The 22779-nt window shown below is 56.9% G+C and carries 16 protein-coding genes; 8 read left to right on the top strand and 8 right to left on the bottom strand.

The annotated features are described in order from the left end of the window. Positions 1–72: 72 nt before the first annotated feature. Both trkA and IE089_RS10265 read left to right on the top strand, forming a co-directional pair. On the top strand, positions 73–1449 hold the full coding sequence (gene trkA, locus IE089_RS10260; protein WP_189477725.1) for a Trk system potassium transporter TrkA: 1377 nt from the start codon (positions 73–75) through the stop codon (positions 1447–1449). Positions 1450–1455: 6 nt separating this feature from the next. Further along, the gene (locus IE089_RS10265) at positions 1456–2904 is read left to right on the top strand and encodes a TrkH family potassium uptake protein (protein ID WP_189477726.1); all 1449 of its coding nucleotides are present in this window, start codon (positions 1456–1458) and stop codon (positions 2902–2904) included. Positions 2905–2909: 5 nt separating this feature from the next. Here the strand turns inward: IE089_RS10265 and djlA are convergent, their stop codons facing one another. Together djlA and IE089_RS10275 are read right to left on the bottom strand one after the other, a co-directional pair. Then, a complete protein-coding gene (gene djlA, locus IE089_RS10270; protein ID WP_189477727.1) occupies positions 2910–3701 on the bottom strand; it encodes a co-chaperone DjlA in 792 nt (263 codons plus the stop codon). Beyond that, complete coding sequence (locus IE089_RS10275; RefSeq protein WP_189477728.1) at positions 3698–4642, bottom strand: lysophospholipid acyltransferase family protein; 945 nt, start codon at positions 4640–4642, stop codon at positions 3698–3700. The genes djlA and IE089_RS10275 overlap by 4 nt, the downstream gene beginning before the upstream one ends. A 117-nt stretch (positions 4643–4759) precedes the next feature. Between IE089_RS10275 and glyQ the strand changes: the two genes are divergently transcribed. The 6 genes from glyQ to IE089_RS10305 all read left to right on the top strand — a co-directional run bounded on the left by glyQ (position 4760) and on the right by IE089_RS10305 (position 11918). Next, positions 4760–5695 (top strand): glycine--tRNA ligase subunit alpha, encoded by a 936-nt coding sequence (gene glyQ, locus IE089_RS10280; RefSeq protein ID WP_189477729.1) that lies wholly within the window; start codon positions 4760–4762, stop codon positions 5693–5695. Beyond that, complete coding sequence (gene glyS, locus IE089_RS10285) at positions 5695–7773, top strand: glycine--tRNA ligase subunit beta (RefSeq protein ID WP_189477730.1); 2079 nt, start codon at positions 5695–5697, stop codon at positions 7771–7773. The genes glyQ and glyS overlap by 1 nt, the downstream gene beginning before the upstream one ends. After that, positions 7773–8339, top strand: a complete 567-nt coding sequence (gene gmhB, locus IE089_RS10290) for a D-glycero-beta-D-manno-heptose 1,7-bisphosphate 7-phosphatase (protein ID WP_189477731.1) — start codon at positions 7773–7775, stop codon at positions 8337–8339. Before glyS ends, gmhB begins: the two co-directional genes overlap by 1 nt. Before the next feature lie 85 nt (positions 8340–8424). Next, positions 8425–9933, top strand: coding sequence for a DNA recombination protein RmuC (locus tag IE089_RS10295; RefSeq protein ID WP_189477732.1), 1509 nt, complete (start codon positions 8425–8427; stop codon positions 9931–9933). 150 nt (positions 9934–10083) lie between these two features. Further along, positions 10084–11376 carry a TonB family protein gene (locus IE089_RS10300; RefSeq protein WP_189477733.1) on the top strand — a complete coding sequence of 431 codons (1293 nt, stop codon included), beginning with the start codon at positions 10084–10086 and terminating at the stop codon, positions 11374–11376. A gap of 17 nt (positions 11377–11393) precedes the next feature. Further along, positions 11394–11918 (top strand): hypothetical protein, encoded by a 525-nt coding sequence (locus IE089_RS10305; protein WP_189477734.1) that lies wholly within the window; start codon positions 11394–11396, stop codon positions 11916–11918. 30 nt (positions 11919–11948) lie between these two features. Here the strand turns inward: IE089_RS10305 and IE089_RS10310 are convergent, their stop codons facing one another. The 6 genes from IE089_RS10310 to IE089_RS10335 form a co-directional block, all read right to left on the bottom strand. Further along, a complete protein-coding gene (locus IE089_RS10310; RefSeq protein ID WP_189477735.1) occupies positions 11949–12293 on the bottom strand; it encodes a hypothetical protein in 345 nt (114 codons plus the stop codon). Between the two features lie 232 nt (positions 12294–12525). Next, positions 12526–12945: a hypothetical protein gene (locus IE089_RS10315; RefSeq protein ID WP_189477736.1), complete on the bottom strand. Its 420-nt coding sequence runs from the start codon at positions 12943–12945 to the stop codon at positions 12526–12528. A 9-nt stretch (positions 12946–12954) separates the two neighbouring features. Next, positions 12955–13380 carry a CheW domain-containing protein gene (locus tag IE089_RS10320; protein ID WP_189477737.1) on the bottom strand — a complete coding sequence of 142 codons (426 nt, stop codon included), beginning with the start codon at positions 13378–13380 and terminating at the stop codon, positions 12955–12957. Positions 13381–13393: 13 nt separating this feature from the next. Further along, positions 13394–19459 carry a response regulator gene (locus IE089_RS10325; protein ID WP_189477738.1) on the bottom strand — a complete coding sequence of 2022 codons (6066 nt, stop codon included), beginning with the start codon at positions 19457–19459 and terminating at the stop codon, positions 13394–13396. 41 nt (positions 19460–19500) lie between these two features. Continuing rightward, positions 19501–21927 carry a FimL-related protein gene (locus IE089_RS10330; RefSeq protein ID WP_189477739.1) on the bottom strand — a complete coding sequence of 809 codons (2427 nt, stop codon included), beginning with the start codon at positions 21925–21927 and terminating at the stop codon, positions 19501–19503. Continuing rightward, complete coding sequence (locus IE089_RS10335; protein WP_189477740.1) at positions 21920–22762, bottom strand: CheR family methyltransferase; 843 nt, start codon at positions 22760–22762, stop codon at positions 21920–21922. Before IE089_RS10335 ends, IE089_RS10330 begins: the two co-directional genes overlap by 8 nt. Between the last annotated feature and the right edge of the window lie 17 nt (positions 22763–22779).

The raw sequence follows: 22779 nt of genomic DNA on the forward strand, positions 1-22779 counted from the left end.
CTCTGGTGCGACTTACATTCGCCGGGTCTTTTCTTTAATGTGCCAAGCAGTTTCTGACGGGGTCGCCGGGCCATGAAAATCATTATTCTCGGCGCCGGCCAGGTTGGCGGCACTTTGGCCGAGCATCTGGCTGACGAGCAAAACGATATCACTGTGGTAGATACCAGCAGCGACAAGCTGCGTGCGCTGCATGACCGACTGGATATTGGCACCGTTACCGGTGAAGCCTCCCACCCCAATACCCTGTTCAAGGCCGGCGCTGACGACGCCGACATGCTCATTGCCGTCACCAATAGCGACGAAATCAACATGATGGCCTGTCAGGTAGCTCACTCGCTGTTCAATACGCCCACCAAGATTTCACGCGTGCGCTCGCCGAACTATCTGGCACATCAGGAGCAGTTGTTTAACAGCGGCAACATTCCGGTAGATGTCATCATCGGACCAGAGCAACTGGTCACCAAGAACATCCGTCAGCTCATCGCCAATCCCGGGGCACTACAGGTATTGGATTTCGCCGACGGTCGCGTGCAGCTCGTCGCGGTGCGCGCTTATTACGGCGGGCCTATCGTCGGTCAGGCCTTGCAGGAAATCCGCAAACACATGCCCAAGGTCGATACCCGAGTGGCCGCTATTTTCCGGCAGGATCGTCCCATTATTCCCGAGGGCGATACGGTTGTAGAAGTCGATGACGAAGTCTTCTTCATTGCGGCCAGGGAAAACATTCGCGCGGTAATGGCAGAGCTGCGTAAAATCGACAAACCCTACAAGCGGGTGATGATTGCCGGTGGCGGCAATATCGGTGCGACTCTGGCCCAGAGCCTGGAAAACGACTACCAGGTAAAGGTCATCGAAACCTCCTACGCCCGCTGTCGCGTGCTGTCAGAACGACTGAAGCATTCCATCGTACTCAATGGCAGCGCGGCTGAGCCAAAGCTGTTGACTGAAGAAAACATTTCATCGACAGATGTCTTTTGCGCGCTGACGAACAACGACGAATCCAACATTATGATGTCAATGTTGGCCAAGCGTCTCGGTGCGAAAAAGGTGATTACACTGATCACCAATTCCGCCTACGCAGATCTGGTGGGTGATGAAATTGATATCGCCATTTCTCCCCAGCAAATCACCATCGGAAGCTTGCTGACGCACGTGCGCCGTGGAGACATCAGCAATGTGCACGCTCTGCGCCGTGGTGCCGCCGAGGCGCTTGAAGTCATCGCGCACGGCGACGCCTATTCATCCAAGGTGGTCGGTCGGCGACTTGATGAGATTACCCTGCCCGAGGGAGTGAGCATCGGCGCGATCGTGCGCGGCGATGAAGTGCTCATCGCACACCGGCATATCGTTGTAGAAACTGATGACCACGTGATCCTGTTCCTGGTTGATCGCCGTAAGATCTCAGCCGTGGAAAAGCTATTTGCCGTCGGCTTCGGCTTTTTTTCCTAAGACGCCATGCACCTTTCCGTATCACTTCGAATTCTCGGCATCTTGCTGATGCTTTTCAGCAGCACCCTGTTGCTGCCTCTGGTGATTGCCGTTCTCGAGGATGACAACACCATCACCGGTTTTCTCACGGCGCTTAGCATTACGTTTATTTCTGGACTGGCCTGTTGGCTGCCTGTGCGAAATGCGCGCCACGAGCTGCGTATCCGCGATGGTTTTCTGATTACCTCACTTTTCTGGACGGTATTGGGTGTGTTCGGCGCACTGCCGCTGGCATTGACCGATGCGCTCAACCTCACCCCCGCCGAAGCAATCTTCGAATCTATCTCGGGGCTCACCACCACCGGCGCTACCGTTATTTCGGGCCTGGATGCCTTGCCGCAATCCATACTCTTTTACAGGCAGCTGCTGCAGTGGCTAGGGGGCATAGGGATCATTGTCGTCGCGGTCGCCGTACTGCCGATGCTTGGTATCGGGGGCATGCAGCTCTACAAGGCAGAAACGCCGGGGCCATCAAAAGACAACAAGCTCACACCGCGCATTACCGAAACCGCAAAGGCCCTGTTTGTTGTCTATCTGGCGCTAACGGTGTGCTGTGCTCTGGCCTATTGGGCGGCGGGCATGAGTGGTTTTGACGCGGTGTGCCATGCGTTCTCCACAGTAGCCATTGGCGGGTTCTCAACCCATGACGCCAGTATGGGTTACTTCGAGAGCAACACCATTTTGCTGATCTGCAGCCTGTTCATGGTGGTATCCGCAGTTAACTTCGGCCTGCATTTCACCGTGTGGCGGGCACGCACAGCCAAGGCTTACCGCCGAGATTCGGAAACCCGCTTTTTCCTCAGCGCACTGCTGGTGTGTATCGCCGTTACCTGCAGCTACCTGATTCTTACCGATACCCTGGCCCCCACGGACGCTGTGGTACACGGCCTATTTCAGGCCATCTCTATCTCCACCACCACCGGCTTTACCACACAGGACTTCGCCGGATGGCCCGGCTTTCTCCCCGTGATGCTACTGATCTTTGCCTTTATGGGCGGTTGCGTGGGCTCTACCGGCGGCGGCATGAAGGCCATGCGCGTGATGCTGGTGTTTAAGCAGGCAGTCCGTGAGCTGAAGCAGCTGATTCATCCCCATGCCATCATCCCATTGAAGGTAGGCAAGCGTAGAGTAGAGGCCAGCGTTGTGAGCGCGGTGTGGAGTTTCTTTGCCGTCTACATGCTGGCCTTCGTGACAATTATGTTGGCGCTGATGGCCACTGGGCTGGATTTCACCACCTCTTTCTCTGCTGTCGCTGCGTCCCTGAATAACCTCGGGCCCGGTCTCGGTCAGGTAGCGGCAAACTACAGCGGCATCAGCGAGCTCGCCAAGGCGATTCTGTGTTTCGCCATGCTTTTGGGTCGACTGGAAGTCTTTACGTTGTTGGTGTTGTTTACACCGATGTTCTGGCGACTCTGATCGACTCAGCGCAAGCCGCGGGATTTGCGCACCATGTCATAGGCCGCCTGAATCTCCTGCGACTTTTCGGTTGCGAGCTTGACCATATCCTCCGGCACCCCCTGGGCGATGAGCTTATCCGGGTGGTTTTCACTCATCAGCTTTCGATAGGCGCGCTTTAGGTCTTTGTCACTGATCGACGCATCCACGCCGAGTGCTGTGTAAGCGTCCTCAAGATTGCTTTGGCCGGTGTTGCCGGCACCCGCGCCACCGTGAAACTGTCCCTGGGCCTGAGCCATGCGCAGCAGCTGGTCAATGGCAGCTCGGCCCATGCCGAAGGACTGAGCCACCCGGTAAAGTACGTTCCGTTCGCTGTCATGCAGCTGGGAATCTGACAGAGCCAGAGACACCAAAAACAACAATAGCGTTTGCTGCATTTGTGGCTGGCGACCACAGGCTTCGGTGAAGCTCCGCACTGCAATATCAGGTTCAAACTCAGGCTTTGCACCTTCCTGAAACAGTTCGATAGCGCGCTTGCGTTGAGCCGCATCCAGACCCATTTGCCCGAATAGCATTCGCGTGTGGGCGATTTCCTCTTCGCTGATACGGCCGTCTGCCTTCGCCATGTGTCCCAGCAGTCGGAAGGTAGTTTCGAAAAACGTTTTCTTTATGCGCGCGATTTGCTCTGGCGAGCCAAACTGGGCAGTTCGCGCCATACCACGATCGAAGGCATGGCCCACAAACACGCCCAGCAACAGGCCGGGAATATTCCCAACGATCAACCCCAATGCGCCGGCGATTAACTTGCCAAATATCATTCCGCTTTTCCTTCGGAGCCCGTCGATTTACGTCGGCGGCTGTGTTTTTTCAGATCACTGTAAACATCATCAGCACCCGCAGGGCGCTGCTTGAACCGCTTGTATTCCCACTGGTACTGCTCGGGGCAGTAACCAAGACAGGCCTCAACGCCGCGGTTGAGGGCGGCCAGCGAGGTGGCATCATCATCACTGTAAATATCATCCTCGGCGGGCAGGTAACGGACGATAAAGCCATCATCAATTCGCTGCGCAAATCCAAATACGGCCAGCGCACCGGTGCGACGAATCATGTTGTTCGCCAATGTGGGTGTAAAGCAGGAGATCCCCATAAAAGGCGCATTCTGCCCCGAGGCCAAATCACGGGGCACCTGATCGGGCAAGATGCCAGAGATTCCTCCTTGCTTAACACTACGCAGAAGTCGTGCCAGACCGCGGCTGTCGGTGGGCACCAACGTGGCGCCGCTGCGCTGTCGGCCTGTTTCGATCAGTGGCCCTAAACCTGCCAGTGCCGGCGGCGAATACAGCGAGACCGTATCGCCCAACTCCCCCAGGTGTAAGCCCAACACCTCCCAGTTGCCCAAATGGGGCGCCAGAACAATGACGCCGCGTTTTGCCGCCAATGCGTTGGTGATTTGCTCAGCTCCGTGCACCTGCACAATGTACTTTCGCGACTGTGACCAGGGCCGCAACCAGACATGCCCCATCTCAGAAATCAGCTCAGCCGTTGACGCTATGCTGCGACGCGCCAGTGTTTTGCGCTCTGCCAATGGCAGTTCCGAGTAGGCCAGCTCGATATTCCGCAGGGTGACCACTCGACTGCGACCGCCCAGTGGCCAGTAAAGAAGTGAGAGCCCACGGCCGGCGGCGCGAGCCCAGGAGAGCGGAAGACGGGAGCAGACGGTCAGCGCCAGTTTAATCAGAGCAACTTTCAGCGAGTCCATCGGTCGGTGTCTGGTTCCGGGTGAGGAGGTGCAACGGCGCATATTATGCCGCCAAAAGAGTCGGTATAATACTGGGCTTTTTTGCAGGCGGGTCTGCCAGGGGCAGCGGGTTAACAAGTGAAGAAATTGACGTTTCAAGCGCTCATTCTTGAGCTGCAGCAGTTCTGGGCGAAACAGGGCTGTGTGCTGTTGCAACCACTGGATATGGAAGTGGGTGCGGGCACCTTTCACCCGGCGACGTTCCTGAGGGCCGTAGGGCCAGAGAGCTGGAATGCCGCCTATGTACAGCCCAGCCGCCGCCCCACCGACGGCCGCTATGGCGAAAATCCCAATCGACTTCAGCATTACTACCAGTTTCAGGTAGTGATGAAGCCCTCGCCGGCGGATTTCCAGGCCCTGTATCTGGAATCCCTGTCGGCACTGGGGATAGACACCGATATTCACGACGTACGTTTTGTCGAGGACAACTGGGAATCACCCACACTGGGCGCCTGGGGGCTGGGCTGGGAAGTCTGGCTGAACGGCATGGAGGTCACCCAGTTCACCTACTTCCAGCAGGCGGGAGGGCTTGAGTGCTACCCGGTAACCGGAGAGATCACCTACGGCCTCGAGCGTATCGCCATGTACCTGCAGGGCGTCGATTCCATCTACGACCTGGTATGGGCGGAAGGTCCCGCAGGTACAGTGACCTACGGCGATGTGTTCCATCAGAACGAGGTGGAGATGTCGCGCTACAACTTCCAGGAGGCCGATGTGCCGTACCTCTTCGGCCAGTTCGATCACTGCGAGTCAGAAGCGCTGCGTCTGGTGGAAAAGGATCTACCGCTGCCCGCTTACGAGATGGTCATGAAAGCGTCACACACGTTTAACCTCCTGGATGCGCGCCACGCGATCTCGGTGACCGAGCGTCAACGCTTTATTTTGCGGGTGAGAACGCTCGCTAGAGCCGTCGCCCAGTCGTACTTCGATACCAGAGCAGCGCTGGGTTTCCCGCTGGCCGAGGAGGCCGCGCGTAATGACGTGTTGGCCAAATTGCAGGCGGAGGCAAGCTAATGGCAACGCGAGATCTACTGATAGAAATCGGCACCGAAGAGCTGCCACCCAAGAATCTTCGAACTCTAGGTATCGCGCTACGCGATGGCGTCATCTCAGGACTTGCCAATCACGCACTCACCCACGGCGAGGTTAAGTGGTTCGCAGCACCGAGGCGTCTGGCGGTATTGCTTCGTGATGTGACTGAAAAGGCAGAGGATAAAGCGGTGGAAGTGCTGGGTCCGCCAGCTGACCGCGCCAAGGATGATGCGGGTAACTGGACACCCGCTGCGCAGGGTTTCGCCCGCAAGCAAGGAGTGGAACCCGAGGCACTGCAAGCCATCGACACGCCGAAGGGCATTCGCCTGGGTCTGAAACAGACCGTTGCCGGAGCCAGCACCGCCGAGTGTTTGAACGGCATTATTCACAGCGCGGTCACCGACCTGCCTATCGCAAAACGTATGCGCTGGGGCGCCAGCCGGGAAGAGTTCGTCAGACCCGTTCACTGGGTGGTGGCGCTGTTCGGCAGTGACTGCGCTTTCGGCGAAGTGCTGGGCATCGCTACAGGCAATACCACCTACGGACACCGATTCCACAGCAGCGGTCCGCTAACGTTGGAGCAGCCCGGCGACTATGAGGCACTGCTGGAGGGCCATAAGGTCGTGGCAGACTTTGAGCGTCGCCAGCAAATGATTCAGGAGCAGGTTGCCGTTGAGGCCAGCGCACTGAATGCGCAGGCTGTGGTGGACCCGGACCTGCTTGATGAAGTTACTGGCCTTGTGGAGTGGCCGGTCGCACTGACGGGGGGCTTCGAAGAACGATTCCTGGAGGTTCCCGCGGAGGCACTGGTCTCTTCTATGAAGGAGCACCAAAAGTACTTCCACCTGGTGGACAGTGACGGAAAGCTGCTGCCCAACTTCATCACTATCAGCAATATCGAGAGCAAAGACCCGGCCCAGGTAATCAACGGCAATGAACGGGTTATCCGGCCGCGACTCAGTGACGCAGCGTTTTTCTTTCAGACCGACAAGCAAACCACACTTGAAGCTCGCCGTGAGAGCCTGAAGAACATCGTATTCCAGCAAAAACTGGGTACGGTCTATGACAAGTCAGAGCGCGTCGCCGCGCTGGCAGCCAAGATTGCCGGCGCCATTGGCGCCAATGTCGACGAAGCCAGTCGTGCCGGCCAGCTGTGCAAATCGGATCTGGCCACCGACATGGTCCTCGAGTTTTCCGACATGCAGGGCGTGGCGGGTTATCACTACGCGCTTAACGACGGTGAGCCTGCAGCCGTTGCTCAGGCGCTACAGCAGCAGTATTGGCCCCGATTTGCCGGCGATAATTTGCCCTCAGGGCCCGTAGCCACCTGCCTGGCACTGGCCGACAGGCTGGATACCCTGGTAGGCATCTTCGGCATTGGCCAACCACCGTCAGGCTCACGGGATCCCTTCGCCCTGCGGCGCGCCTCTTTAGGCGTATTACGCATTTTGGTGGAAGGAGAGCTACCACTGGACCTGGCGCAATGGGTTCACACGGCAGCACAAGGCTTTGAGCCCGGCGTTATTGCACCAGACAGTGAAGGCGACGTTGTCGCCTACATGATCGAACGATTCCGGGCCTGGTATGAAGACGAAAACATTGCGCCGGAAGTGTTTCGTTCCGTTGCGGCCCTGGGGCTCACCCAGCCACTGGATATCCAGCACAGGGTGCACGCAGTAGCGCGCTTCACCCAGATGTCTGAAGCCAGCTCATTGGCCGCAGCGAATAAGCGGGTATCCAACATTCTTGCCAAGCTTGAGAACAACCACAGTTTAGGCGAAGTGAATACGGGCCTACTGGCAGAGGGTGCGGAAAAGGCGCTCCATAGCGAGTTGCAGAACGTCAGCCAAGGCGTTGAAGCCCTTCTCGCAGACGACAATTACGCTGAAGCACTGGCGGCGATGGCGGTATTGCAACAGCCCGTGGACGCGTTCTTCGATGATGTCATGGTCAACGCCGAAGAGGAAGCACTGCGCCATAACCGGCTCAACCTGCTCAAGATATTGAGGGACTTGTTCTTACAGGTAGCTGACATTTCGCAACTGGTTGTCAGCCGCTAGTGTCCAGACTGGTGATTCTGGATCGCGATGGTGTCATCAATGAGGACTCTGATGACTACATTCGTAACCTTGATCAGTGGCACCCGGTGCCGGGCAGCATCGACGCAATCGCTGCACTGCACCGCGCCGGGTATACCGTGGCCATTGCCACTAACCAAAGTGGTTTGTCTCGGGGATATTTTGGGCTTGATGAGCTAGAAGCTATTCACCAGTATTTGTTGGCGCTGGTGGAACAAGCTGGTGGCGAAATCGCCATGATCGCCTATTGCCCACACCTGCCGGACGAGGGGTGTGACTGCCGCAAGCCCGGCACGGGCCTGTTGGAAGCCATAAGCCGGGAGCTGGACATGCCTCTTGAAGGGGCCCACTTTGTCGGCGATAGCCTCAAAGATCTGCAGGCTGGCGAGGCCGCGAATTGCATCCCGTTATTGGTTGAAACCGGCAAAGGTCAGCGCACGATTACAGCGCTTGACGATGCACTGGCCGCGCACAGCCTAGGGCAACGCCCGATCATCTATCCCAGCCTCGCCGAGGCGGCCAAGGCGATCATCGCTGAAGGCGGTTAACCGGCTTGATTAAGCGACAGGTGCGGCGCATAGCGCGACACCTGCGCGGCACATTGCTTTACACTGCATCCTCATGAATGACCTAATGTCCTACTTCTCAGATCCAGCCGTTCTGCTGGGTCTGGGCGCCGCTGTTGCCCTACTGGTGGGTATTGGCCTGGGCCTGGCACTGCGCCAGCCACTGGTAACACGCCTGTCAAAGGCGCTGGACGAAGAGAAGGCACGTGCAGAAGATCATCTCGCAAAACTGGGGCCTGCACGGGATGAACGGGATGCTGCCATTGCCGCGCAACATCAGGCGGTGCTGGAGACGACAAAGGTCGAGGAAGCGCTGCGCGGTGCCGAGATCCGGCTCACTGATTCGAACGCCGACGTCGCCCGGGTCAGGGAAGAGCGTGACGCGCTCAGTCGCCAGGCCCAGGAGCTACGCACTGCGCTCAGCCGGCTCGAAGCCCAGCAGGCTGAACGCGAGCAACAACATGAAAGCCAACTTACACTGCTGAATGAGAATCGTGAGAACCTGAAAAAGGAGTTCGAGAATCTCGCCAACCGGATCTTTGACAGTAAAGGCAAGCAGTTCTCCGACACCAGTAAGGCCTCTGTTGAGGCCATGCTCAAACCCTTTCGGGAACAAATTGCCGGTTTTCAGGCGCGAGTCAATGAAGTGCACAGCGAATCGCTGAAGGGCAATACTGCGCTGGAGGCCGAAATCCGCAAAGTGCTGGATGTCGGGCTGGCAATGAATGATCAGGCTTCCAACCTCGCACAGGCCCTGAAAGGCGACAAGAAGACCACGGGTAACTGGGGCGAGACTCAACTGCAGCGAACGCTGGAATTCGCGGGACTGGAGAACGGCGTCCACTACGAATTACAGGCCGCATTCAAAGATGGCGAAGGCAAACGTAAATTGCCGGACTGCCTCATTAAATTGCCTGACGGCAAGCACATGGTGGTCGACAGCAAGGTATCGCTGGTGGACTACGATCGTGCAACATCGGCAGAGACTGATGAAGAGCGCAAGCAAGCGCTCACTTCGCATGTGCGGGCGGTGCGCAATCACATCGATGATTTATCGTCCAAAGGCTATAGCGACCTCCCCGGTATCGAGAGCCCCAGCTTTGTTTTGATGTTTATGCCCATTGAGCCGGCCTACATCGAGGCCATGAAGAACAGCCGGGAGCTGTTTGACTACGGCTATAAACGCAACGTGGTCATGGTATCCCACACCACATTGCTACCCATCCTACGTACCGTTTCCAACCTGTGGATGGCAGAGCGCAGTAACGCCGAAGCCCGGGCTATCAGTGAGTCTGCGGGCGAGATCTACAACCAGGTATGCCTGGTTGCGGAACGCCTCCAGAAGCTGGGCGGCACATTGCACACGGTGAGCAACCACTATAACGATGCGGTGACCGGGCTGGTGGGCAAACAGGGCCTGTACGGCAAGGTCGACCGCTTTCAGCAATTGTCTGCTCGCGCCAGTAAAACGCTACCGGATCTGGAACCGCAGCACCCCCAACTGGATGACGACCGCCTGGGTATCGCCCTGGGAACAGACAAACCCGGGAAACTGGGGCATAAACCGGGCGAATAACCCTCAAATCGGCGTTTTTCCGTGCACAGTCCACAAAACAGGCGCAAAAAGCCCAGAAAGTGGGTTTTTCACGGATTTTTTGTTGCCTGAAACGCTCTCAAACGCAAAGCTTTCACCCACAACGCGGAAACACGCAACAGGCCGAAGCCAATGAAAACATTGATAAAACAACTGTGCCTCACTGCGGGGCTGCTGAGTGCATGGACAATGCCTGCACTGGCGGTCAGTGATGACTTACGCCTGGTTGGACTGGCCGTTCACCAGGAAACCGGACGCGAGATTTATCTGGGTGCGATTCACGTCGACAAGCTGGTACCCAAGCCAGACGATATCCAGAACTTTACCGGCCCCAAGGCCATGGAATATCGCGTTGTCGCACGTCGCACCAGTATAAGGAGCCTTTTGGGCGGTATGCTGCTGCAGGCCGAGCTGGCGACTGGCCAGCCAGCCAATGAGGCCACTGCAAGCTTTATTGACAGCATCATGCGCCAGGTTAAGGGCAGTCTGTATGCCGGCGACAGCTTCGACATCATGCTCACAGAAGCTGATGAAGCGGTCGCTTCCCTGAATGGCCAGGAACTGGCGCAGTCCAATGACGGCACCGTGTTTGATTACCTCTTAATGAGCTGGCTGGGCGAGAAAGGTGCCACCGCCGATTTTCGTCGCACACTCACAGCGCCTGATGTCGATGTCACATTGCTGAGCGTCTACAACGCGAACGAACCCTCCGCTGAACGTATTGCAGCAGTCGCCGAGTGGACTGGTGGCAGCGAAGAACCCGAAGCAGCAGAGCAGGTAGCCGCAGCAGCACCGGCAGTACCCGCCGCGGCAGAAATTTCTGCCGCGCAGCCCGAGCCCATCAGCACACCCGAAACCGGGGCTGATGAGACACCCGTGCCCGCCGTAGCAACCGTCGCCGCACTGTCATCCACCCCCAGCACGCCAGCAGCTGATCCCGTTGCGCAGGCGATTGAGCAAACAGCACCCGCAGCTGCAGAAGAAGCAGCACCCGAGGCACCTGCGGAGGAAGCAGAGGCGGTTCAACTGGCGGCAATAACCCCCCAGAATAGCCCGGTAGAACCGGACCGCAGCATCAGTGATGCGCTGTCGCTCACCGACTACTCCCAGCAGCTGCTGGAGTTCAATGCCATGGTGCTGCGCGAAGTGAACAGCAATATCAAGTACCCACGTTCAGCGGTACGTCGTGAGCTGGAAGGCACATTGGAACTGGATCTGCGCCTGTCGCAATCGGGTGAGCTTCAGGAAATCGTGGTAGCGCGTAGCTCTGGCCACTCCTCATTGGACTCAGCTGCTATACGGGCCGCCAGTGCCGCCTTTGAAGACGGCTTCCAGGTGACCATCAACGAGGTGGCAACGACCGAATACGGTACTGAGAGCGGCGAAGTGATTGTGCCGGTACCCGTTATCTTCAGGCTGCAGTAATCGCCAGAGACGCTGATATGTCCGAATTTCAACTCACACACATCGCACTGGTAGGCGCTCGTATGAACGCCTTCCATCCTTATGGCTTTCATAAGCGCACCGACCTCGCACTGCGTCGCGTAGTGCCTGAGCTGAACGTGACCGAAGTAGAGATGTTGGGTCGGCGTGAGCTTATCGCGCGACTGAAGACACAGCTGCCGCTATGGATTCACAACATTATTGTGGATGAGGCTTTTCCCCAGCGCGGGCATCTTTTGATGCCTATTCGACGTTTTGAGGGCGAGTTGAAAGACAGTCGAGAGGACGAAGTGATCTCGGCGGTACTGAGTAATGGTTTCCGCAACGAGCCCTTCGACCCGCTAAACCTGCCTCATAGCATGCCCATGAGCCAGCGTTGCGCAGTGGTTGTACACGCCAGGGTGTGGCAGGACGCCTATAAGCGCTTGGAGCAGGATGTGCTGGGTATACTGGCCGACAATGCACAGGAGCTGTTGCGCTGGTGCAAAGACGCCGGCCGACCTGAATACGAGATGGTGGTCTAAACCCACCGACCTCGGTGTCAGCGCACCGTTTTAGATGCGCTGAATCTCATCTTCCAGCGGCGCACGTGTGCTGTTACGAGCCACGACGCGGACAGTGCGCTGACAGGTATCCAGCCAGGGTACTGAAGTCTCAGTCTTCAAAGCACGCACGTACCCACCATCGGTGAAGCAGGAGATGCTGGTCTTGTTGGGCGTCCAATCGCCTTCGCTGGTGCGCGGCTTGCGCTTGCAATAGAACCAGATACCGCGACGGTCCTGCATCACATACTTGGCGTCTGCCGGAAGAAATACTTTACGGCCGTTAATAACGGCATAAACCTCTAGGTCCTGACCGGCATCCTGTTCCAGTGTTGCCGTGGGGGTAATTGTCAGCATGGCGAACCTCTCCTTTATGGTGTTGTGTTCTGCTGTAACCCGATACTGCAGGGCGTGTCCCTAATCCGCTTTATGGCGGCACACGACCTTTATAGACAGGAGGAATATCTGTCTCAATGGGAATATCCCCAAAATTTCATGAAGTTTTAAAAAACTGGATTTTTCGTGCCAATTTTTTACAATCAACCATAAAAAAGGCCCCTAAGGGGCCGTTTTTCTCGCCAATTTTTAATCAGCGCTGAGGAATGAGTTCCAACTGGGGAGGGGATCCGGGCACGGGCCTAAGCACTTGTAGGCTGCCCTCACCGCATTCCTGGGCCAGATTCCAGGCCTCTTCAACCGAGCGCATAATCATATGCAGGGCCAGTACGGCGCGACCCTCAAACGAGGCCGCTCGATGCAGAATTTCCTCTAGCTGATCTTTATCGATAAAACCCAATATGCGGGCATTCAGCAGATAATCCCTGATGACCTGTCGGTTGATCTGGTCCTGCAGATAGTCCTGATACCCGTCATCACCAAAGACCTTCGCCAGAACCTGCTTCTCGGGTTCAGACACCGGCTCGGCAGTAAACGCACTCTCGGGACCAAACGCCTGCTCTATACCGGCAAGCACATCGTTCATTTGCAGTGTGTCGTTGGCGTCTGACATAGACCCACCTTAGCCGTTGAGGCGGCTCTCCAGGGCCTGGAGATCCGGCACCTGATACAGTTCTTCGCCCTGGCGGAAGGCGCCCACGGCGTACTCAGCCGCATTCGCACTGGCGTCTTCGGCCTCCTCGGTTAGGACTTCGATACGCAGACCCAGCTCACGCAGACAAACCCCCCAGAATTCGGGGCCCGAGCTGCTGAGCCCGCGCAATACCGCAATAAGGCCGGTGCCCCCGTGACGCTTACCCCAGTGGTCGGCATCACTGCCCAGATCGAGCACGGGGATCTCCCTGCCACGCCACTCCACTGTCGCCGGTGGATGCTGGCCTTCGGCAGGAAGCGTGAGAATTTCAGCCAGTGCATTTTCCGGCACCGCCCAAAAATCGTCGGCAGTGCAGGGCAAGATAATGCATTGTTGTGGCGCTGCGTTTTCCATGATCAGTCCTGTATCAAGCCACGCTCAGCTGACGGCCAGTGAGTTTGTTAATGTCCTGCACCAACAGGGGGAAGTTAAACGGCTTACCCATGTAGCCATTACAGCCGGCTTCTGCAGCGAGCTTGCGGTGCTTGGCGCCGGTACGTGATGTCACCATGATCACTGGAATATCCATGTATCGGGGCGACTTACGCAAATCCTTGAGCGTCTGAATACCGTCTTTCACCGGCATTTCCACATCCAGCAGGATGATATCCGGCAGGCGATGCGAGGCATTCAAAAGGTCGATTGCAGCCAGACCATTCTCTGCGGTGATGGTTTCCACACCCAGAGAGTCAAACTTGCTGGTCGCCACCAATCGCTGGGTTCGGGAATCATCCACCACCATGACCAGGAGCTCATCCTGCTGTCCTTCAGACATGGCAACACGATCAGCACCGTGCTTGGCCAGGCTGGACACCAGCAAGTTAAGGTCAAGTGCCACGATAGCGCGGCCGTCGGCAGTGGTTGCACCGCCAGCCAGACCGGGCACCTGAGCGAACTGGCTACCCAGAGTTCGAATAACAAGTTCCAGTGCCTGCTCAACATCATCGATGGCAATCGCCATCACGTTTTCGTCGCGCCCTGCCACAATCACCGGAATGGTGCTCGTCCAGGCCTTGCGCTCAGGCATGGTTTCGCCATGACACAGTGTCGCCAGATAAGCGGGCTCACAGTCAAAGCCGAACAATGCCAGAGTGCCATCGTTTTCAATGGCGTCGAAGAATTCATCAACGGGTACGTACTCAACCGCGATCAATCCATCCAGGGGAATTGCGTAGCTGTGATCACCCGCTGACACTAACAGTGCACCGTTAGCCGTTACATTCGATGGAATCCGAATCATAAAGGTCGTACCGACGCCCACCGAAGACTCAATATCGATATCACCGCCGATGGCCTGCAACTCGCTGAGCACGATGTCCATACCGACACCTCGACCAGAGATTTCACTCACCGTGGAGCTGGTAGAGAAGCCCTTGTGGAAAATCAGGCGCATAACGTCGGATTCACTCATCCGCGATACGTCCACATCCAGACCCTTGCGATACACCGTTTCGCGGATCACGCTGGGATCGATGCCGCGACCATCATCATTGAGCTTGATCAGGTAATCCGAGCCATCCTTACCGATGTCGATACTGATACGGCCAGCTGCGGGCTTGCCCGCCTCCAGTCGTGTCTGGGCGTCTTCAATGCCGTGATCCAGGGCGTTACGCACCATGTGCTCAAGAACAACCTGACAGCGGCTGTAGTTGTCGCGATCCAGCTTGCCAGTTTCGTTGAGAACGCGGAATGACACATCCTTGCCCAGATCAGCACCAACCGTGCGCACTATACGACGCAATCCCGGCATGAGTCGGGACACGGGAATCACTCGCGCTGACTGGATCGAGGAACGCAGTGAAGACACAATGCTGTTCTGCTGCTTCAGCAGGCCTTCAACCAGCGCGTTCTGGCGACTGGAGAGCTGGATCAGCTCACTCAAATCCTCCACACCTTCGCGCAGGATGTTTGCCGCTTCCTGCAGCTCCGAGTACTGGTCCATTTCCAGTGCATCGAGCTCGGCGCTACTTTGCTCACCGCCGCGTGCCGTCACGTTCATCAGTGCGCGGTCTGCAATACGGGAAATATGCGACCGCACCGATGACAGACGACCCTGCAGTTCCGCCAGCGCCATCTTGCCGCGCACAGTACCCTGCGAAGAACGCACACCCAGCTGCTGTGCCTGATTGGTCAGGTTCATCAGGTGGTCTACCGCTTCAGCGGTAAGGCGAATAGTCTGCTGGGCAGCCAGAGCCTTGGCCCCTTCATCAGCCAACTGCTTGTCATTGTCTTTGTCTGTGATCGCCTGCCGCTGCGCTGCGGGCTTAGCGGTCACAACCGCAGCTGGCAGCTCATCGCCCTCTGCAGTGGGCAGCTCTGAATCGATGTCTGTGCGCTGATCCTGAATTTTCTCGAACCCGCGTACAGCAGCATCCAGCCATGTGTTCACGATACGGAAGTAGGGGCCGCTGGCTGACGCCTCAGGTTTGTCGACACCTTCGAGCAGCGTTTCAAAATTATGGATCAGCGTGCCGTAGCGCTGCAATCCAACGCCCTTGGCAATGCCCTTAAGCGTATGCAGGATGCGGGGTACGGGCGCGAACGCGTCCTCGGATTCAACATCCTGCTCCCACTCACTGATGGCATCTTCGAGCTTTTCGATCTCTAGGGCACCCTCTTCGATAAAAGCATCCAGGAAGTCATCAAATAGCTCGGCACTGCTGGAGGAGGTGTAGCTGAACTCGATGTTTTCGGGCAAATACCATTTGCCCGAATGGTCCAGACTGGCGGCCACTGCGGCCGGAGCAGCTGGCTCTGCGGCCACGATCGGCGCTGTATAATCAGCCTCACTCTCTGCATCCACCGAAGGCAGCGCAGCGTCCAGTTCCTTGTCGCTGTCAGCGCCCAGCGCGCCCAAGCTCTCAAACAGCGCCTCAACATCGGACTCAGAGTCGGCGGCGACAGTAAAGTCATCACTGTCGAGATCATCACCAAAGATGTCTTCAAGCGATTCGCCCGAGGCCACAAGCTCATCAGCATCTTCATCTGCGGCAGCATCGAAGGCCTCATCCAAGGCATCCAGCTCCGCGTCGACAAGGAGAGGCTCATCGACAGCTTCGGCTTCCAGATCTTCTTCAACCGCGGCCAACAACACTTCATCGCTGGCATCTACCGCAGTTGCATCGTCCTCGTCCGCTTCTACAAGCGCACCGATGTCCACGTCATTCAGTGCGGAGATAGACTCCAGGGCATTTGATTCGTTACCGGAGGTCTCCCCGGCCTGATCGAGAAACTCGTCAAAGTCCAGATCAGTGTCACCCGATGCAGTGGTCAGCTCAGCCGCAGCGGCATCGCTCAAAGACCAGTCATCATCTTCATCCAGGCTGCCAAAGGGATCTTCGCTATCCGTGGTTTGATCGCTATCCAGACCGGCTTCAGCCGCGGCCATATCGGCCTGGCTTTCATCCTCAAATACCTCGATTTCATTGTCTTCTACTTCAAGGCCAGTCAGCGAAGTCTCTGGCTGTTCAAGCTCCGTGTTGCCCAGGGCTGCGATAGCATCATCCGTGCTCACAGTGTCTGAGGTGTTCTCGTCGGAGTCAGCTTCAGTGTCAGCGTTTTCAAAAGACACTGCCTCGCCAATCGCTACAACACTGAGCGATTCATCTCCCAGCGCCTGCTCGTCTGCGCCAAAGTCAGAGACATCGAAGTCATCGTCCATCAGCGCATCTACTGCAGAAGTATCTGCAGAGAGCTCATCGGTTTCTATGCCGAAATCAATGTCATCAGCGTCAAAACTAATGGTCTCATCCGTCAGTGCGTCATCGAGACCCGCGTCTGTGTTCTGCACCTCAGCGTCCTCACCTGACTCAACTGCCAGTCCCAACGCGGACGGGTCGATATCGGGCACTGCGGCCAGACTTGTTTCGGTCGTTTCTGAGTCGGTCTGCTCAGGCGCAAAATCATCCTGCAACAAACGGTTCCAGTGACGAGACCCCTCACTGTCCTGCAGACGCACACGAATAGCCGTCAAGGATTCCTCGCTGAGGTGCTCCACTGCAGAGGGCAAAGGTTCTGCAAACTCTGTGAGCGACACATAGCCTTTTGCAAGGCTGTCATTCAGTGTGACAGTGTCAGGGGCCAGCGTGCAGTCGACTTCCAGTGGTTCGCCAATCAACTCCAGGTCGAGCAAACGGTCGTCCACGCGATTCTGTAGCTCGTTGACCATAGCTGCCAGCAAAGGCGTCACAGTGACGACCACCGCTGACGCTTGCTCGCGGGGTGTAATAAAGTCCTCGTGGTAGTCGCTGTTAGAGGCTTCAACTTCATCGAACTCGGTGTCAAAAACGCCGTCGTTCAATGACGCCTCAAGTGCTTCCGCAGAATTCATGGATGCGGCAAGGGCGTCTTCTTCAGGCTGCAGATCTTCATCCAGCACACCCAAAGGTTCATCCGAGCCAGGCTCTTCCGAGCCGGACTCATCTACGTCGTCCGCCAAGCTGGCATCTTCATCTGACAAACCGCCAACAATCACAGCGACGCTTTCGTCTGCGCCACAAGACACTTCGGCTTCTTGCCCGGCCTCAGTATCCATGTCGACGCTATCTGCTGAAACTACCGCCAGCGCCGAATCATCGCTGTCTTCAACTGTGATGCTATCCGCATCATCAGTGAGGTCTGAATCAGTGGTGTCACCGAGAAAAGTGACTTCCTCATCAAAGGCGGCAACATTACCGTCAGGGCTGTCTTCGCCCTCGAGATCCTCACCAGCAACAGTGGTGAAATCTACTTCCAGCGCCGAGGCAAGACCGCCTTGAGTAGCGCCTTCATCCGAGTCATCAGACTGTGATTCGCCGGCGACGTCGCCGAGAAACACCGCATCATCCTCTGCGTTAGCACCCTCCGTATCGAGAGTCTCGTGCAGCTCGATATCATCTGCGCTGTCTTCTATGTCTCTTATGTCTTCGCGGTCAGCAACTGTCGCAGCCTCTACGAGCAGCTCGTCTTCAACACTGAAAGCCGTATCGTTTTCGATACTGTCCTGCGTCGCGCGGCCCAGCTCCACCTCTGGAGCGGGTTCTGTTATCGATTGAGCAGCGTCACTGAGGAATCCTGTGGACTCAGAGGAGAGCTCACCAGATTCGGCGTCCCCGGCACTGAGTGACAGCTCACTGGCTTCCTGGGCAAACGAGCCCGAAGTACCCAAATCATCGCCATCAAAGTCTGTGAGCTCAGGCCCATCGAGCGCTCCAAGGAAATTCGATTCTTCAGTTGTCGCACTGACGGTGCTGTCGGCTGTGTCATCCAGCGTCAGCGCATCATTCTCGGCGGCGAGGTCGGATAGGAAGCCATCATCAGCACCCTCGGACTCATCATCTGAAAGCGACAGGGAGCCTGCCAGATCAGACAGTGTCTCTTCGGCGCCAGCAACTTCATCATCGGCTTGGCCGCCCAAGTCCAGTTCGTCCGCAAGATCGCCCAGAAATTCTGATGATGACTCCGAATCGTCGTCTGCCAGAGACTCCAGAGACAGTTCGCCTTCGAACTTGAGGTCGTCAGCCAACCCTAGTTCATCGTTGTCAGCACTGTCTTCCGTGTCCAGGGCTTGCTCCAAAGACGCGCCCAGGGACTCAGGCTCTTCAACGTTAAAGCTGGAGAGATCGAGATCCAGCGACTCATCGGCGCTGTCATCATCGAGCGGCGCCAGTGACAAGCCACCGAGATCCTCATCGTCAGCATCGATCGCAAGAGGATCGCTCGCACTGTCCGTGGATTCAGGAACATTAAGGTCGGCTATAACTTCTTCGCTAGAAGTCACATCGGGGGCAGCATCTGCCTCAGACGGAACTCGGGTTTCTACCTGCACCAAGGGCTCGGCGCTGCCCAGCAACCCGCTTTTAACAGGTTCGGATGTTTTCGGGGCCGAAGACTCTGCAACAGGAGCCTGCACATCGTTCGTCTCAGGCGGCTGTTTTACATCCGCTGGCTGCGTCTGCACAGAGGCTTGAGCTGACTTGGCACGGCGCTTGATGACAAGGAACCGCTCGCCAATATCATCTTCATCGCTCAAGCCGAGAATATCGCCAGAGACAGCGTCACTGTCTGCACTATTACCGCCGTCTACTCGGCCACGAGCAACAATCATTGTGTCCTGGGCCGCTGCTTCTGCCTCGGCAGCAGCTTTCTCTGCAGCCCTGTCAGCGTAGATATCGCTGCTCTCGCCCACGGAAGAAACAACAATCTCTTCTTCTACGAAGGCACTAAGCACATCAGTATCGTTGCTGCCGCGAACCAGAGGCCTCGCGGCCATCTGCGCTTCAGCCTGGGTCAGGCCCTGATCTTCAGACTCGTCGTGTGTGACCGAAAACAGGCTATCAGAGCTTTCACTCAAGTCCTGGTCGAGTAACCAGCTCAGGTTTTCGTCCTGAGACTCGTCGCTACCCATCACTTCATCATCCGGGTTCACGGATTCTGGCCTTTCATCACTTTGCATTCTGGCTCTCCCTGATCAACTACCGCCGTTCCCTGGCGCTATCAGTGGTGACCGAAAGGCTGCGATGCAGCACTTCCAGAAGCAGTTGTTGAACCGGCTTCACTGTCCATGTCCTCGTCGCTGTCGGGCAAATCCTCCGCCAGACCTTCGATGGACTCTGCTGCGCGGAAGCAACGATTAGTCAGTTCGCGGGTCAGGCTGTCATCAAACTCGCCGGGGTCCTTATACGACTGGACCAAATCGGGCAAAGCGGCGATCACATCAGACAGCAGCGATTCCAAACGTGCATCAGGCTCTAACTCACCTTCGAGTACACGGTCCAGCAAGTCCTGCGCCGACCAACCCAGCTCGCCCAGAACGTTCGCTCCCACTGCTCGGCCATTACCCTTAAAGGTATGGAAGTGCCGGCGCATTTCCCGGAGGTTGTCGTTAACCGCGGGCTCTTCTCTCCAAACCGAAATCAGGCGCTGCAGTTCTGTGACAATCTCTTCAGATTCTTCAATAAACACCTCGCGGAACTCTGCTGGGATGTCCGTATCCTGCACATAGCTGGGTGCAGCCGTCGCTGCGACCGGCGAAGCGGCGGCAGATCCGGGAGACAAGGTGCTTGTCCACTGGTCCAGTTCAGCCACGCGCTGCTCAGCAAGTGTTACCAGGTGAGAGGTGTCATCCAGCGGATCGATGATTGAGCGCTGCAGGTGCAATTCGATCTGCGCGAACGCATCAGCAAAACAGCGGAAGGCGTCGTCTTCACGCACGCTGCCGGCTTTGCTGGCAGCTTCCAGCCAGCTGGAGCAACGCTCAATGATGTTGCCCTCACGCTCCATGCCCGCGAAGGACAGAGCACCCGCGATTTCAGACAGAAGCTGCAGTGAGAGGCGAATGCCCTTGCGCTCGGGCGTATCGTCGAGTTCATCGAGGAATGATTGCGCCAGTTCCAGCAGTTCGTCGGTATTTTCACTGCCGCGATCAGCCGCAGCAACGGCTTCACGCAGCGCCTCATTACCGCGGTCGCTTTTGTTCAGGTAACGGTGCAGCGCCATGGTCAACTGCAATACGCCTTCCTGATCTGTAGGACGGTTTGTCAGTGCCTTGGTCAGCGCCTTGCGACGAAGAATCGCGTGCAGATAACTCTCCACCAGCGACATCTGTGCAAAGGTCGCGTTAACAACACTCTCGCGCAGCTCGAAATCGCGGCTGGAGAAAGAGCTTGTCACGCCGTGCTCCAGCTTGTATTCCACATCCAGTTTTACATCGACAATGCTACGAACAATCGCAGTCACAGCTGTTTCCAGGCGATCAGGCTCGTCACGGTATTCACCTTCAAACAGGCGCTGGAGCTGGCCGGACACCTCAACCAGCGAGTCTGCGTGAGCATCCTGACCCGCGGCGTACAACCGGTGCTGCGCACGCTCAATGCCATCCAGCGCGACGTTGGAATCAGAGTCATCCTGACCCGCGGCAATAGCGAGGTCGTTCGAGGTGATGTAGTCCACCACCTGGTTAAGATTATCGAGAGCACCGGACAGCGCCGTGATCAGCGCATCCATGTGCACCAGACCGCTTTGGGCTTCTTCCAGAGTGCTGGCGTCGATTTCAAAAACCTTGCGGATATTCGCGATGTGGACGGGCTGAGACTTCACTGCTGCCATGTAATAAAGCATTTGCAGCTGGCAGTCTTCATAGTCCACGGCATCATCAAGCTCGGCCCCGTGTTCACGGGCAAACTTGATCTGGAAGGCGCCAGACTTGAACAGCTGGGCAATGCACTCGTCAGGCGCGATCAAGCCACCAGCCATGCCTTCGCAGACACCAATCATGGTGAACCAGAAACGCTCGGCGACGGTGCCAGCAAACAGCGTCTGCATTTTGCGGGCAATGCGGGCGACGGTTTTCATGCTTTCGCGTGTGTTCTGCTTGCGCAACGCGCTCTTGGCCATCTCCAGGTACAGCGCCAGCATGACATTGGCACGGCTCTTGATCTCCTCATCGGGAGCGGTGGTTCCACCCTCCGTGATGCCGGCTCCCTCAGGGATGTCCATGTGGAAGAACAGGGCCTGGGGCTTGGGTCGCTCACCCAACCAGCGGCGCAGGTCGTTCACATACTGCTCAAGGCCACGGCCAGTATCACGACGCGCACTCTGAACATGCGCCAGATAAGCGGGCAAAACCTTCAGCGCCTGCATCAGTCCGCCCATAGTGAGCTTGCTCCGCTCACCCTGAACCTTGTCTTTGTACAGGTAGTTGAGGCTGCGCTCCATTTCGATCGTGAGCATTTCCGCCTTGCGGATGCCCAGCGCGCGCAGGGTAGAGGTGATCTGATGGATCGCCCACATGCACTGCAACAACGGCTGCTTTTGGCTGGTATCCCGGCTGTACTCGACCAGGGCTTGCTCAGCGTTTTCAGCCTGCTTGTTCATCAGGCCGACCACCCACTTGAGCGATACGATGTCCGTCTTTTTAGCCATTTTCAAAGCCTCCCAATTTCCTGTAAGTCGTCACGCCGTCCTGCGAAATTCTTTCCGCCTGATCGGTGTGCCAACCAATGTCTTCACCTGCACCCAAAACCAGCAAACCACCTGCCCGGGTACGGGTCAGCAACTGATCGATAACGTGTAAGCGCGTTATGCGGTCGAAGTAAATCAATACGTTCTGGCAAAACACGATGTCAAACTTTGCAAAAGGTGCGTTCTCTACATGCATCAGGTTGCTGTGAAAGAAGCTGATGCGATTGAAGATGCGATCACAAACCCAGTACTGGTCCTTGTCCTCGCACCGTATGTATCGGCTGCGATAAGCCAGCGGGATATCGTTGATTGAGCGCTCCGGGTAACGGCCAATTTTGGCTCTGGCGACGGCGCCGAAACTGACGTCTGTACCAATGCCATGCCAGTTGGTCGCGCATCCACTGTCGCGCAGGGCATGCTCTACCACCATCCCCAGGGAATACAGCTCTTCACCGGTGGAGCAACCCACACTCCATACCGAAAACTCAGGGCCAATAGTGTCGGCCTGTGCGCGCGTGCACACTTCCTGCCTAACCTGCTGAAACGCGGCGGGCTGGCGAAAGAAACGCGTTTCCTTCACCGTCAACAAATCCACCAGGGCCAGCCATTCGGCACGAGAGCCCAGGTCGTCCTTCAGACTATCCAGATAGCCCTGGACGCTGGACATGCCCAACTCCGCACTGCGCTCGCCCAGGTATTCCTCGAGTAGCCAGCGCGGCGTCTCGACGGTGATACCTGTGCGCTGCTGCAGCTCGTGGAGCAGCTGCTGGAGCTGCTCGTCACTGAGCTTAAACATAGCTTGTGCGGATCGCT

The sequence above is a fragment of the Parahalioglobus pacificus genome (genome assembly GCF_014652275.1).
Lineage (GTDB): Bacteria > Pseudomonadota > Gammaproteobacteria > Pseudomonadales > Halieaceae > Parahalioglobus > Parahalioglobus pacificus.